Below are 14,381 nucleotides of genomic sequence, written 5' to 3'. Positions count from 1 at the left end.
TTGTCATCAATTCGAAAGACGTGGCAGCACAAGATCCTTGAGATCGGTCAGCTTGCCATGAAAAAAGTGTCCGCATTCTGCCACTTTCAGCAGCTCATGGGGGCGATTCAGGGCCGCGGACCAGTCGTAGACGAGTTGCGGGTCAACCACTTCGTCGGTTTCCGGCTGGATCACGGTCAATGGGCAGCCTTGTGGCAACACGTCGTTATCCCGCAGGCGCATCACGGCCGCGGCCACCATGAACAGGTGCGCGAGTTTTTCGCCCTTGGCTTCCAGGCGGCCGCCGAGGGTGGCCGCGACAAACCCGCCGAAGGAAAAACCCAGCAGGGTGATCGGCAGGTCGGGATGCTTTTCACGCAGCCAGGTGGCTGCCGCTTCGGCGTCGTCGACTTCACCGGTGCCCATATCGTGCGTACCGGCACTGGTGCCGACACCGCGATAATTGAAACGTAACGTGATCAAGCCGGCATCGCGCGCGGTGCGTTGCAGGGTCGATACGACTTTGTTGAGCATGGTGCCGCCCTGCACCGGGTTCGGGTGACAGATCAGCGCCAGGCCACGTGGCTCGGGGTGATCCAGATACAGGGCTTCCAGTTGGCCTACCGGGCCATCGATCAAAACGGGGGTTTCACGCATCAGCAAGGAAGGAACTCCGTGACCTCTCAAGGGGTCGACTCGTCTAGCTAAAAGTCTGTGCATGGCATCATTGCGAGCTTAATCGCGGTATACAGCGCAGGTCCGAGCCGTTAACGTAAAGCAAAGCCGTTTATAGAGGAAGGACTCGTGGAACACTCGCTCTTAGTTTGGTTGTTGCCGACTCTCGCCTTGGTTGCCGGTGTCGCCATTGGATTCCTGGTTGCCCGCCTGCTGCCGAATGCCGCGCCTAACCGCACGCAGCGTCAGCTGGATGACATTCAGGAACGTTTTGACAGTTATCAGAACGAGGTTGTTACCCACTTCAACAGCACCGCGACCCTGGTGAAAAAGCTCACTCAGAGCTATCAGGAAGTACAGGATCATCTCGCCGAGGGTGCCAACCGCCTGGCCCTGGACGACATCACCCGCCAGCGCCTGCTGGCCGCGCTGCATTCCGATGCACCGCACGCTCCACGGGAACGCCTGACCCCTCCGCGGGAAAATCAGGAACCGCCACGGGATTACGCGCCAAAAACGCCAAACGCCCCGGGGATGCTGGATGAGCATTACGGCTTGAAAAAGTAATAGCTTTTCAAGCGGCATGAAAAAGCCCGGCTGATCGATGATCAGCCGGGCTTTTTTGTTGGAACCAGGTCGGCCAGACGACACTGATCCAATGTGGGAGCGGGCTTGCTCGCGAATGCGGTCTATCAGTCACCCTATGTATTAACTGACCCACCGTATTCGCGAGCAAGCCCGCTCCCACATTGACCGAGTCCGACTTCAGGACACTGGCTGTTCTTGTAGCTGCCCGTTCTCGATCCGCACGTGCCGCCCATGGAAACGCTTGAGGCTGCTGCGGTGCCCGACGCTGACGATGCTCAACCCCGGCAATTCATCGATCAACGCCTGATACAGAGCCGCCTCATCTTCCTCGTCCATCGCCGAGGTGGCCTCGTCCATGTACAGCCATTGCGGTTCAAACAACAACGCCCGCGCAAACGCCAGGCGCTGTTGCTCACCCGGCGACAGCATGCGCTGCCAGTGATTGGCTTCGTCCAAGCGTGGAATCAGATGCGCCAGGCGGCAGGTTTCCAGGACCTGTGCATAACGTTGCGCCGGGTACGCGCCCTCCTCCTGTGGATAACTCAACACACCCCGCAAGGTACCAATCGGCAGGTACGGCTTTTGCGGCAGGAACAGATAACGCTCGGCCGGCAAGCGGATGTTGCCGTGGCCGTTTGGCCAGAGATTGCCCATGGCCCGCAGCAAGGTTGACTTGCCGCTGCCGGAACGCCCGCTGAGCATCAATCGCTCACCCTCGGCAACCGTCAGGTTGGCGCCATCCAGCAGGTGACGACCATCCGCCAGATCGAGGCTGAGGTTGCTCATCTGCAAATTGCCGCCCTGGCGTTGCAACTCGATGCCCATGTTGCGGCCTTCGTTTTCTTCCATCGCCTCGCCAAAGCTCAGCAGACGATCACAGGTCGCACGCCAGCTGGCCAACACGGTGTACGCGTCGACAAACCAGCTCAGGCTGCCCTGCACGCTGCCAAACGCACTGGCCACTTGCATCAGCACGCCCAGCTCTATCTGGCCGGAAAAGTAACGCGGCGCTGCCACCACAAACGGGAAGATGATCGCGATCTGTGAGTAACCACTGGTGAAGAAGTTCAGGCGCTTCTTCAGCTGCATGATGCTCCAGAAGTTGCTCCACACCCGCCCGAAACGTGCACTCAGTTGCTGGTGTTCATTCGGCTCGCCATTGAACAGCGCGATGCTTTCCGCGTTCTCGCGCACCCGCACCAGGCTGAAACGCAAGTCGGCCTCGAAGCGTTGCTGGCGGTTGCTCAAGCCGATCAGTTTTCGACCAATCAAGTGGGTCAACCAACTGCCCAGCACGGCATATACCAGTGCCGCCCAGAACATATAGCCGGGAATCGTGATGCCCCAAACCTCGATACTGCCGGACACGCCCCACAGGATCACCGAGAACGACACCAGGCTCACCAGGTTACTGATAAACCCCAGGCCCAGGCTCAGGGTGCTGCTGGTAAAGGCGTTGAGGTCTTCGGAAATACGTTGGTCGGGGTTATCGGTGTAGCCGCCATATTCCAGGTGGTAGTAGTTCTTCTCGCTCAGCCACTTGGCGAAGTAGGTTTCAGTCAGCCAGCGCCGCCAGCGGATGGTGAGCATTTGCTGCAAATAGGAAGTGAACACCCCGGTGACGATCGCCACCACGGCGATCACGCTGAAATACATCAGCAGGTGGGTGAAGGCGTCGTAGTCCTTCTTTTCCAGGGCGTTATAGAAGTCGCGGTTCCAGCTGTTGAACCACACCGACACGGCCACACTGAACAGCGAAAGCCCCAGCACCACCAGCAACAACAGCCAGGCCTTGAACTTCTCCTCACTGCGCCAGTAGGGGGTGATCAGCGCCCAGACTTTCCTTAAAAATTGCCCACGCACCGCGTCATTGACCGCGGAATACTCAGCGTTCTGATTCATTGTTCAGGCTCGGTAGGAAAAAATAACAGGCGTTTGAACCGATCATAAACGATCGGTTCAGGGCTCCGTGCGGCCTGAAGCAGATTGTTCAGTCGCCGTTCAACGTCGAACCGGGCGTTTCTGCAACTTGCGCTGCAACGTTCGACGATGCATGCCCAGGGCGCGGGCCGTGGCGGAGATGTTGCCTTCGTGCTCGGTCAACACCCGCTGGATGTGTTCCCACTGCAGGCGGTCCACCGACATCGGGTTTTCCGGCACCAGGGTGTCGAGGTCGGCGTGCTCGGAGAGCAAGGCGGCCAGCACGTCGTCGGCATCTGCCGGCTTGCACAGATAGTTGCAGGCGCCACGCTTGATCGCCTCGACGGCGGTGGCAATGCTGGAATAGCCGGTGAGGATCACCACGCGCATTTCCGGGTCCAGCTCCAGCAGCTTGGGCAGCAGCACCAGGCCGGAGTCGCCGTCCATTTTCAGGTCCAGGGCCGCGTATTCCGGCAGGTCGGCCGTGGCGATGGCCAGGCCTTCCTCGGCGGAACCTGCGGTGCTGACGCGAAAGCCACGACGGCTCATGGCGCGGGCCATCACGCGGGTAAAGGTGGCGTCGTCATCTACCAGCAGCAGGTGCGGCAGTTCTTCGCCTTCGACTTGGATCTCGTCACTCATCGATGTCTCCTCGTGCGACACGGGGCAGGCGCAGCTCGGTGAGCGTGCCGCCTTCCTCATGACTATAGAGTTTCACTGAGCCGCCCGCGCGGGTCACGCTGGCCTTGCTCAAAAACAGGCCCAGGCCGAAGCCTTTGCCCTTGGTGGTAAAGAAGGGCTTGCCGATCTGCTCGGCAATCGCCAGCGGCACACCGGCGCCGTGGTCGCGAATGCTGATGGTGAAGTCTTCCGCATCCCAGTCCAGGGTCACTTCCAACCCTTCCGGGCAGGCATCGGCGGCGTTGTTCAGCAGGTTCAGCAGCGCCTGGGTCAGGTCCGGCGGCGGTGCCATGCGCGGCACCGTGCCCTGGCCCAGCAGGTGGAACCGGTAACTGGCTTCGGGACGCATCAGGTGCCAGCGGTTCAGGGCTTCGTCCAGCCACTGGGTGACGTCTTGCATCTCCACCGCCAGGCGGCGATTGGCCTCGGCGGCGCGCACCAGCTGCTGCAAGGTCAGCTTGCACTGCTTGACCTGTTCCTGCAGCACACTCAGGTCGTCTTGCAGGGCCGGGTCGTGGTGGTCCTGGGTCATTTCCTTGAGCAGTACGCTCATGGTCGCCAGCGGCGTGCCCAATTCGTGGGCCGCGCCGGCGGCCTGGGTGGCGACGGCCAGCAGCTGCTGGTCCCGCAGGCCTTCTTCACGGCGAATGGCGCGCAGCTCTTCCTGGCGGCGCAGCTCTTCCGCCATTCGTGCGGCAAAAAAGGTGATGACCGCCGCCGACAGGGCAAAGCTCAGCCACATGCCGTAGATCTGCAGGTTTTCCCGGGCGATGGGGAAGGTCTGCAACGGGTAGAACTGTGCCAGCAGCAGGGTGTACAGGGTCAGGGCAATACCCGACAGCACCACCGAATAACGCCACGGCAAGGTCACCGCCGCGATGGTCAGTGGCACCAGGTAATAGGACACGAACGGGTTGGTGGAGCCGCCGGAGAAGTACAGCAACACACTGTGGATAAACAGGTCGCAGGCCAGTTGCAGGGCGTATTCCAGCTCGGTCACAGGCCACGTGGTGCGCAGCCGGATCACGGTAAATACACACAGCACCGTGGAGAAGCCGAGGGTCACGGCCAACTGCAACCAGGGCAGCGGCAGCAGCTTGAACCAATAGGCGAGCCCCACCGAACCGGCCTGTGCGGCCAGCACCAGGGTGCGGATGAACGTCAGGCGCCAAAGGTTCTGGCGGGTGGCGGAAGTCAGTTTTACGGCGGCGAGCATGAGCTCTCCCGATGAGCGCTGCAGGCGGATCGCACGGAGTATAAACGAAGCGACAGCGCTGGCACGGCGTGTGTGGCTCTTTGACGCAGGGGTCAGGATCATGACCGTTCGTCGGTATCCGCCAACTTGTAGCGAATGTGTAAACCCGAAGAACTGAAACCTTGCGTCTACAGTCTTACCGAACACGAACATCTCAAGGAGCTTACATGTCTCGTTTCATTCGCAGTGCAGCCACCCTCACCCTCGGCGCCGCTACCCTCGCCAGCCTGCCGGCCATGGCTGCTGACGAACTGCATTACAACCAGATTTCCCTGCGTGCCGAAGTCAGCCAGGAAGTGGCGCGCGACCAGATGATCGTCACCCTGTACACCGAGTCGCAGAACACCGACCCGGCCAAGCTTGCCGCCGAAATCACCACCACCATGAACAAGGCGCTGGCCCAGGCCCGCGAAGTCAAAGGCGTGACCCTGCGCCAGGGTAGCCGCAACAGCTACCCGATCTACGACAACAAGAACCAGAAAATCACCGGCTGGCGTGAACGCGCTGAGCTGCGCATGGAAAGTGCCGACTTCGCCGCCCTGTCCAAGCTCACCGGCGACATGCTGACCAACCTGAAAATGGACAGCATGGACTTCGCCATCGCCAACCCGACCCGCAAGGCCAGCGAAGATGCCCTGCTTAAAGAAGCGGTCACCGCATTCAAGGCCCGTGCCCAACTGGCCACCGATGCGCTGGGCGGCAAGGGCTACAAGATCGTCAACCTGAACTTCAACACCAACGGTTATCCACAGCCGTATGCACGTGGCGGGATGATGATGAAAGCCGCAGCGATGGATTCGGCACCGACGCCGGAAGTCGAAGCCGGCACCAGCCAGGTCAACATGACCGCAGATGGCGTGATCGAAGTCCAGATGCCTTGATCGAGTGGTACCCCAGTTGCAATGACGCTGCCCACGGGCAGCGTTTTTTTTGCCTGCGCACTTCATTCAAGAAGTATCAGCGGTAATAACCGGATATCAGCTTAAGAAAATACTCAATGGCTGAGAGTGTTCTGGTCCACACACCTTGAAGCGCACCGGCGATAAATCTTTTCAGCTTATAACCCGCGTAATGGCGAACTACATCTTCCCCATCAAAGAACGGAACACGCCTACACGCTGAACCACCTATGGCGGACATCACATCATTCCTGCACACCATGCACATCAGGATTTGTCATATGACCACCATAGGTTCCATCGCGGCAAACAACGGCTTCTTCCTTGATACCCCCTCCTCGGCAGGTATTGCCGAAGAACAGGGAAAACCCCGCCAAGGTACGGATACTTCACGGCAGACATATTCGCCAGGGCAGCCCGTAAAGGCAGCCGATCGGGCCACCGACACTCCCGCATCACGACCCCGCCGTCACACTCACGACGTGTTGATCCCGGGATTGCCATACAACAAGACAGTCGAAAACTACATTCGCAGTGCAACGACAGGGTTCGAGACGCCCCTGGAAAGCACCGCCAACCTTATCAAGGCCGAAATCAAGAAAAAGTGGGGCGAGGACGTTGATCCGGACAACACGTTTATTACTACCTTCAACTACGACCCGACACGGGGAAGGCCTCCTCGCAATGCAAAGGTACTGAACCGGATAACCTTGACCCAGGCGGCCCTGCAAGATGTGCAGAAAAAAAACAACACCGATGAACACCAGACGCCCGAGGAAAAAACACGCACGACCCTGCATACCTGGCTGGAACGGCTACTGACGTTTTCGCCGCTGGGCCAGGCGGGGCTTGCCATTGACTCTGCCGTCAATGCCCAGCAGACCTATGAGTTTATATACCGCGCCTCCCCGCCCGGCCAGCGCCAGCAATACAACGAGTCGATGCGGATCAAAAAGACCCCGGAGCAATTCAGGGAATTGGTGTGGAACACCGAACGCGCCGCGCCGTATAAAACATTCCTGGATACGTTCTGGCCCAGCCACGAAAGCAAATACACGGCATTGACCAAGGCCTCCTTCGTTGCCGCCATCCTGCTCCAGGAAAAGACCGGCAGCCTGAGCCCAAGCGACAAGGAACTGGCGCTACGCGCAGCGAACTTGACCACCGATAAAGACTGGTCGAACCTCCGCGTCGAGGACCTGAAAGCCTCTGCCGCCCAGGACCCAGGCCTGGAAATGGGTCTGCTCAGCATCAACGGTTTTCAATCTTCGGACCTGCTGTACATCACCGACAAAAACCCCAAGGTCACCGATGACGGCAAGATCATCAGCCCCACGCTTTTGTATATTCCCGGCAACTCGTCGCCTATTCATCGCTTTGACAGCCAGGCCCAGATGAAAAACTGGCTGGCTGAGCAAGCTGCCGACCCCACCAAGCGCGAAGCCCTTTCAACCCATTTCACGCTGCGTGACCAGGCCGACCGGACGTTCTCCGACGGCGTGAACCAGACACTGACCGGGCTGGGTGGCTGGCACCGCAAAGACGCGCCGGATGCCGATGTGTTGGAGCGCCTGAATGAATTCAACCCGCAGACTTTCATCACCACCGAACCCCTCGCCCAGGACCCATTCGAGGCCATTACTGCCCGCCAGAAAGATCGCTCGTACAAGGATGCCGAGACCCAAATCGTCACCGACAGCGACGTGACCAAAGCCAACATCCTCAAAGGCCTGGAAACCGCCACCAAGGTCGCGATGCTGATGACGCCGCTGGCACTGGTGATGCCCGAAGTCGCCGTGGCCCTCGAGGTGTTCTACGTCGCCTCCGGCGTAGCGGAGGCCGGTATCGGCATCGATGACGTCAAGCACGGCAAGAAAGGCGGGGCCGACCATATCGTGTTCGGAGTGCTCAATGCGCTGCCGACGGTGGCTTCGGGCGCAACTTCACTGGTGGAGAAAGGGATAGAGAGGGCCTCGAAAGCCCTTGAGTCCTCCACCCGCATCGCCCTCACGCGCGAAGTCGAGCCGGGAGCTGCAGGGGCAAGCGTGCTGGTACCTGAGGGCCTGTCCGCAGACCAGACCTTCCTGATCAAGCGTGCAACCCATACCGATGTAGTGGTCGGGGATGACGTTTACCGCTACGACCCCGCACAACCGGACGCCTTGACCAAGATGGGGCCTACCGAGCATGCCGAGCCGCTGGAGGATTTTGAAGCCGTTTGTGCGCCGGTTGGGCGCCGCGTAAAGCGCAACATTGACAGCTTGTGCTACACAAAAATGATCGAGGACGCCGATACATCGGTCGCTCAAGACGCCCAGGCACTTGAGCATCGGCGTCTCTTGCCGGGCGCCCCAACGCAGGAAGGCGCGCGGACCGTGGTGCATGAGCACAGGCTGTATAGAGTGAGCGACACATCCAGCCAGGAGCTGATGTCGGTGCCCGGGCACACGCCGGTTACCTACCGCAACCAAACCAGCGGGGTGGTGCTCAATGAGCCGGACTTCGGCTATGAAGATATCGGTCAACCACGGGCGCTCAACCAGGAAACCGTGGTTGTAAAGCTGGACCAGATCAGTGATCTCAGTGATGACCAGCGCGTCCTGAGGGGCATAAAAATACCCTACGCAGGAATAGATTATGTGGTGGTCGAGGGCGATACCGGCATTTACTACGTGGCCGAATACGACGGTTCGAACCCTGCGCTCAACTTTCAACGCATCGCCGCAAACACCGATCCGGCCAGCCGGGACATCATCAGGCTGCATGACGAGTACAAGGACCTCTATCGTGACATTTCCGGAAAAACCCACAATAACGATCTGGTGATACTGCCCTCCCTGGACTCACTGGCAAAAAAACTGAGCCTTGAATACAACTTCACACCCGATCAAGCCACCCAACTGGACCGAGTCCTGGCCGGACTGTCCGATGAAAAGAAACGTGAAGTTCTACTGGCAGTCTATGCCTGGGACAAGAAGGTAGAGGTGGCCGCCAAGACCATACAACTTGAGCCCCTTCAAAAGCCTCACTATTTCGGGCAGCTCACGGTCAACGAGCAAAACAAGGCCTACGCCCGTTGGGGCAAGAGAACGGTGGAGGAACAGTTCCAGACAACCGGTATACGGTCGGCCAACCAGAAAACCCTGGCCGATGCCGGTAACAGTCTGCGCAGCGACGTGGCCAATGAAATAGTGACCTGGCTATACACTCGAACCGGCGCGCCCAACTACTCGGAGGTCATCCTGAAAACGGGGGCCGGCAATTGCGACCAGATGGCCAGGGTCGCCACCGATACCGTTAACGCCAGTGGCGGCTTTGCCCGCATTGCACAAGTGCAGGGACACACCTTCAGCGTGGTCGGCGGCCCCGCAAGTCAGCCTAACCTCTTGACCGCTGGATTTGCCGAGCCCGAATGGGCTGATGCGTGGATAGTGGACCCATGGGCCGGTATCACTTGTCCGGCCAACGAGTACCACGGCCAATTCGCACAACGCATGCAGGAATGGAGCGACGAGGGCCGGCAAATCCTGATCGGAGATGGTGGTACGCCGCCTCGGCACGTCTGGAGCGATCCTATGGACCCGCGGTGGATACAGTCCACCGTTTATGGCGGCGCACAGGTGTTTTAAGGCGATCGCCGCGACGCAGGCGCTTATCTCAACCTGGGTAACCCGAACGGCGGCAACCGTGGTGACCGCCGTTCTCGTTCGCGTAGCGTTTACCTGCCATTTCAGGGAGCAGGACTGCAATGCCGCTGCCTTCGGGCAGCATTTTTTTTGCCTGGCACTTCATTCAAGAAGTTTCAGCGGTAATAACCGGTTACCAGCTTCAGAAAATGCTTAATCGCCGGGCGTGTGCTGGTCCGGACACATTGAAGTGCGATGGTGATAAATCTTTTCAACTTATAACCCGTGCAATGGACAACTACATCCTCACCCTCAACGAGCGGAACACGCCTGGACGCTTCACCACTCATGGCGTAAATCACCGTACTCCTCATCCACAGTTTATGGCGGCGCAGATGCGTGCAATCAACATCCAGCCAGGTAATCTGAAATGACAAGCTCAGCTCAACTTAACATTGTCCATTACCCAAAAACACCGCTACCCGGTACGACTCAAGAACAACGTACCGAGGCGCTGGAACGAATACCGCCAACGCCATTGAAGAGTACGGATATTTATGAAACGGACAACGTTGGCACTGCCGCCAGGAACGAGTCTGATATCTACAAGGCAACCATTTATGGACCCGACTTTGTTCACGCGCCAGGCGATGGGTATATCTACAATGAGCGAGAGGCTCATATCGATGCCTATGCCAATCGTGTAAAGACGCAGATCGAAAATATAGAAAGTGGCACTGAAGGCGAACGAAACGTCAAGTTCCAGAACGTGCGCCTGTTCATGGAACCCGCAGGATACTTCAGTGGGGGTTTATTGGCAGCCGGGTTCGACCCGCATGAAAAGTTCACGGTAACGTTCAATACCTATGTCGGTATGGGCACAGCACAAAATCTCTCTGATACCCAGACACACACTTATTTCGCATGGGAAATTGCAGCGGGTGCTCTAGCGCACGACAGACCCGCACGTGGTGGGGTTTTAAATTTTCCTGAAATGGAAATAGAAAAAAAAGACCGGACAAAAATCAATGATTTGGAAGCGTTCGGCCGACAACTTCAAGCTCGCTGGGAGAAAGACATAGCCGCGCCGATGCGCGAGGGCTCCGGAACAATAGCAGAGCGATCGGGAAAAGCAGACGCCTATGTAACACGGGGCACGTTGCTGAGCCTTCGTAGTGACACGGAAAATTTCGCAAGGTTAAGCCCTGCCGGCCAGGAAGCGGTGAATCGCACGCTGGACAAGAATGGGCAAGTGATTATCCCCAATATTTACGGCTACCCCATGAGCGGGTATGCCTTTATCCCCTACACGCCTTACGATGGCAATCCCGCCAATCGCCCCAATCAGGGAGTCATGATCGACTTGAAGAACGGCGCTGTCCGCGAGATAAAAGGCGATGAAGAATTTGCGAACTGGGCCAAAGACAATCGTGATGAATTGATGCGCCGTTTCAATACCGGTGATATGCAAGGGGGACACAATGCCCACTGGCCACCGGCCGGGGCGGTGCTCGACAGCCTCATCCAGGATAATCGGTCGCGATATCCGGGGTACGAACACTGGTACAAAGATAAATCCGTGCCGGTACGAGAGCTATTCAACTACACCGAATCGCGAAAAGCAGGTTATGGGCTGCAATTTGGCGATCTGAACAAAGGTATCGCCCCCCACTATCAGGAGCAGAACGCCAACAATGCGGTGTGGGCCGACCAGACGGATGTGTTTGGTGCCTCGCAGCAAGCCTGGAAGTCGGTGAAAGACACCTGGGGCAAAAGCTTTGATTATCTGCCCATTGTTGGCAATATAGGCAATATCGTGTTTGGCGTGCATGACAGCCTCTATGGCAAGACCGCAGGCGAGCGCACAGGGGGAACTGCTGCGGCCGTCATCTCAAGCCTGATGCTGGCACACGAAGTTGCACCCGGTTTGGTCGAGGCGAGCCTGGGTGAAACTCCGATCACGTTCAACTCCACCGTTACTGAAGACTACCGCTGGAACTATAATTCGCAGAAGAGCGAATTTGAGCTGACACGCGTTTCGAAAGTATCCGGTGATAGTCATCCGGACCCGTCGTTGAATGAAGTTGAGTCGAGTGGACCAGAGGTCCCCCCGGCATCTATCAACGTAGACGGCGTCGAACTGCCGCCCCTGAAAACGGTTAAAAATCTGCCGGTCGGCGAGGGCCTTTTTTCTACTGCTGAAAAAACCAGTATTCTCAGTGGAGAAATAGATAGCCTGAACACTATCAACGATAAACTTTACACGTTCGTGGATGTGAACAAACAAGGTGCGGCCCAGCGATTGAATATACTGGTACACGGTAAAGTCGATGAGACTACCGGGGTCGCAAAAGTTTCTTACGATGGAAAGCTCAATAGTCCGGAAGAATTGCTGGATACGCTTCACAGCAAAGGGATCCATCCGGAAGAGTTCGACAACGTGCGCCTGCTGTCATGTGATTCCGCAACCGGTGGGGATGCTTCGTTTGCCGCTCAATTCCAAAAGTTGATTGGCCGCCCTGTCAAAGGTTATAGCGGTACCTTGACCGCCAACCTGTCCCCGGAACAAGTAAAAGCAGCCATTGATAAAGTAGAACACCTCTACCTGGAGAACTTATCCGCACAAAAAATCCCGATCACCGACAACGTCCGTACCGCAGTAAGAGCTCAGGCTGAACAGTATGTCAGCGAAGAAATGGCGCGGATCAAGAAATTCAAGCCGTCAAAGAACAACCCGTACTGGAATCCGCTCAAGTGGTGGGCGTTCACTTATAAACCCGAACACTTTCCGGCTAAATCGTAGCGACCTGGAATAGCCGAATCCCGGAGACACTGGGGTCTCGCATGCTTATCTCTACCTGAGTGACAAGAACGGCGGTAACCTCGGTGACTGCCGTTTTCGTTCGGGCACTATTTGCCTGCCACTTCAGGGGTCTCCATGGAAAGAATCACCTTAAAACCGCTGCTCCTTGCTGCCGGCCTGCTGGCATTCATGCCCATGGCCCAGGCAGCCGGCACCCTGGTCTACTGCTCCGAAGCCAGCCCTGCCGGCTTCGACCCCAGCCAGTACACCAGCGGCACCGATTTCGATGCCTCCGCCGAAACCGTGTTCAACCGCCTGACCCAGTTCAAGCGTGGCGGCACTGAAGTCGAACCCGGCCTGGCAACCCATTGGGACGTGTCCAAAGACGGCCTGATGTATACCTTCCACCTGCGCGATGGCGTCAAGTTCCACACCACCGACTATTTCACCCCGACCCGTGATTTCAATGCCGACGACGTGCTCTTCACCTTCCAGCGCCTGCTGGATCCCGAGACCCCGTTCCGCAAGGCCTATCCATCGGAGTCGCCCTACTTCACCGACATGGGCTTGAACACCACGATCAAGAGCGTCGAAAAACTCGACGAGCACACCGTGCGCTTCAACCTGAACAACGTTGACGCCTCCTTCGTGCAGAACCTGGCCATGAGCTTCGCCTCGGTGCAGTCCGCCGAATATGCCGCGCAGTTGCTCAAGGAAGGCAAGGCCGAGGACATCAATCAGAAGCCGGTGGGCACTGGGCCATTTGTGTTCAAGCGTTACCAGAAGGATTCGCAGATTCGCTACAGCGCCAATAAACAGTATTGGAAGCCCGAAGATGTGAAGCTCGACAACCTGGTGTTCTCGATCACTCCGGACGCCGCCGTGCGCCTGCAAAAGCTCAAGGCCGGCGAGTGCCAGGTCAGCGGTTACCCGCGCCCTTCCGACATCGAAGTGATGAAGCAAGACCCCAACCTGCGGGTTCTTCAGCAAGCCGGCTTCAACCTGGGCTTTCTCGCCTACAACGTGACCCACCCGCCCCTGGACCAGCTCAAGGTGCGCCAGGCGCTGGACATGGCCATCGACAAGCCGGCAATTATAAAGGCGGTGTACCAGAGCGCCGGACAATTGGCGCAGAACGCCCTGCCTCCGGCCCAGTGGTCTTATGACCCGACAATCAAGGACGCGCCCTACGATCCGGCCAAGGCGCGGGCGCTACTAAAAGAAGCAGGGGTTGCACCAGGTACCACCCTCAACCTGTGGGCGATGACCGTACAACGCGCGTCGAATCCCAATGCCCGGATGTCGGCGCAGATGATCCAGCAGGATTGGGAAAAGATTGGCATCAAGGCCAATATCGTCAGCTATGAGTGGGGCGAGTACATCAAACGCGCCAAAGCCGGCGAGCACGACGTGATGATCTACGGCTGGACCGGCGACAACGGCGACCCGGATAACTGGCTGGGCGTGCTCTACAGTTGTGCCGCGGTGAAGGGCAGCAACTATGCAAAATGGTGTAACCCGGCCTACGACAAACTGGTGCAGCAGGCCAAGGTCAGCAGCGACCGCGAGCAGCGCATCAAGTGGTATCAACAGGCACAAAAAATCCTTAAGGAACAAGTACCTATAACGCCTATCGCAAACTCGACGGTTTTCCAGCCCCTGCGAAAGGAAGTGCAGGACTTCAAGATCAGTCCTTTTGGACTCACTCCCTTCTACGGCGTCAGTCTGAATAAGTAACAGCCGCGCCCCAACCGAGTGCGCCAGACGCCTCGGTTGGGCATTCCTGGTGCAGCCCTCGCACCGAAAAAAACCCTCAAAAGTGCGTAAATGTGTCTGAACTTACACATATGCGACATTCGTGTACGTTCGTACCACTGTTTAGCCGTTGTAGGCTCTCAACATCTTGCATTGGGTATGGGCCCTGCATAAGTATCCGCAGGTCGACTCACGAGGTC

At 57.8% G+C, this 14,381-nt stretch carries 10 protein-coding genes; 6 read left to right on the top strand and 4 right to left on the bottom strand.

Going from position 1 to position 14,381, the window contains the following annotated elements; genetic code table 11:
- Window positions 1-6: 6 nt before the first annotated feature.
- Entirely contained in the window at window positions 7-636 is a 630-nt protein-coding gene (locus HX818_RS17135; protein WP_023659190.1) for an alpha/beta hydrolase, read from the bottom strand.
- A 147-nt stretch (window positions 637-783) separates the two neighbouring features.
- On the opposite strand from HX818_RS17135, the gene HX818_RS17130 reads away from it, so the two are divergent.
- A complete protein-coding gene (locus HX818_RS17130) occupies window positions 784-1,221 on the top strand; it encodes a YhcB family protein (RefSeq protein WP_003216019.1) in 438 nt (145 codons plus the stop codon).
- Window positions 1,222-1,419: 198 nt separating this feature from the next.
- Here HX818_RS17130 and HX818_RS17125 read toward each other — a convergent pair whose 3' ends face one another.
- From HX818_RS17125 to HX818_RS17115, 3 genes are all read right to left on the bottom strand, one after another.
- Entirely contained in the window at window positions 1,420-3,144 is a 1,725-nt protein-coding gene (locus tag HX818_RS17125) for an ABC transporter ATP-binding protein/permease (RefSeq protein ID WP_003216018.1), read from the bottom strand.
- Between the two features lie 99 nt (window positions 3,145-3,243).
- On the bottom strand, window positions 3,244-3,804 hold the full coding sequence (locus tag HX818_RS17120) for a response regulator transcription factor (protein WP_003216016.1): 561 nt from the start codon (window positions 3,802-3,804) through the stop codon (window positions 3,244-3,246).
- Window positions 3,797-5,059 carry an ATP-binding protein gene (locus HX818_RS17115; RefSeq protein ID WP_003216013.1) on the bottom strand — a complete coding sequence of 421 codons (1,263 nt, stop codon included), beginning with the start codon at window positions 5,057-5,059 and terminating at the stop codon, window positions 3,797-3,799. The genes HX818_RS17120 and HX818_RS17115 overlap by 8 nt, the downstream gene beginning before the upstream one ends.
- Window positions 5,060-5,265: 206 nt before the next feature.
- On the opposite strand from HX818_RS17115, the gene HX818_RS17110 reads away from it, so the two are divergent.
- The 5 genes from HX818_RS17110 to HX818_RS17090 all read left to right on the top strand — a co-directional run bounded on the left by HX818_RS17110 (window position 5,266) and on the right by HX818_RS17090 (window position 14,163).
- Complete coding sequence (locus HX818_RS17110; protein ID WP_003216012.1) at window positions 5,266-5,979, top strand: SIMPL domain-containing protein; 714 nt, start codon at window positions 5,266-5,268, stop codon at window positions 5,977-5,979.
- A gap of 299 nt (window positions 5,980-6,278) precedes the next feature.
- Window positions 6,279-9,626 (top strand): dermonecrotic toxin domain-containing protein, encoded by a 3,348-nt coding sequence (locus HX818_RS17105; protein WP_023659189.1) that lies wholly within the window; start codon window positions 6,279-6,281, stop codon window positions 9,624-9,626.
- A gap of 119 nt (window positions 9,627-9,745) precedes the next feature.
- Window positions 9,746-10,057 carry a hypothetical protein gene (locus HX818_RS17100; RefSeq protein WP_177020449.1) on the top strand — a complete coding sequence of 104 codons (312 nt, stop codon included), beginning with the start codon at window positions 9,746-9,748 and terminating at the stop codon, window positions 10,055-10,057.
- Window positions 10,054-12,426 (top strand): hypothetical protein, encoded by a 2,373-nt coding sequence (locus tag HX818_RS17095; protein ID WP_218173866.1) that lies wholly within the window; start codon window positions 10,054-10,056, stop codon window positions 12,424-12,426. The genes HX818_RS17100 and HX818_RS17095 overlap by 4 nt, the downstream gene beginning before the upstream one ends.
- Before the next feature lie 135 nt (window positions 12,427-12,561).
- Window positions 12,562-14,163, top strand: a complete 1,602-nt coding sequence (locus HX818_RS17090; protein WP_177020448.1) for an ABC transporter substrate-binding protein — start codon at window positions 12,562-12,564, stop codon at window positions 14,161-14,163.
- The last annotated feature ends 218 nt before the right edge of the window (window positions 14,164-14,381 follow it).

The organism is Pseudomonas sp. F9001, assembly GCF_013385435.1.
GTDB lineage: Bacteria > Pseudomonadota > Gammaproteobacteria > Pseudomonadales > Pseudomonadaceae > Aquipseudomonas.
Note: the sequence above shows the minus strand (reverse complement) of the source record. Positions and strands in the feature narration are given on the sequence as shown.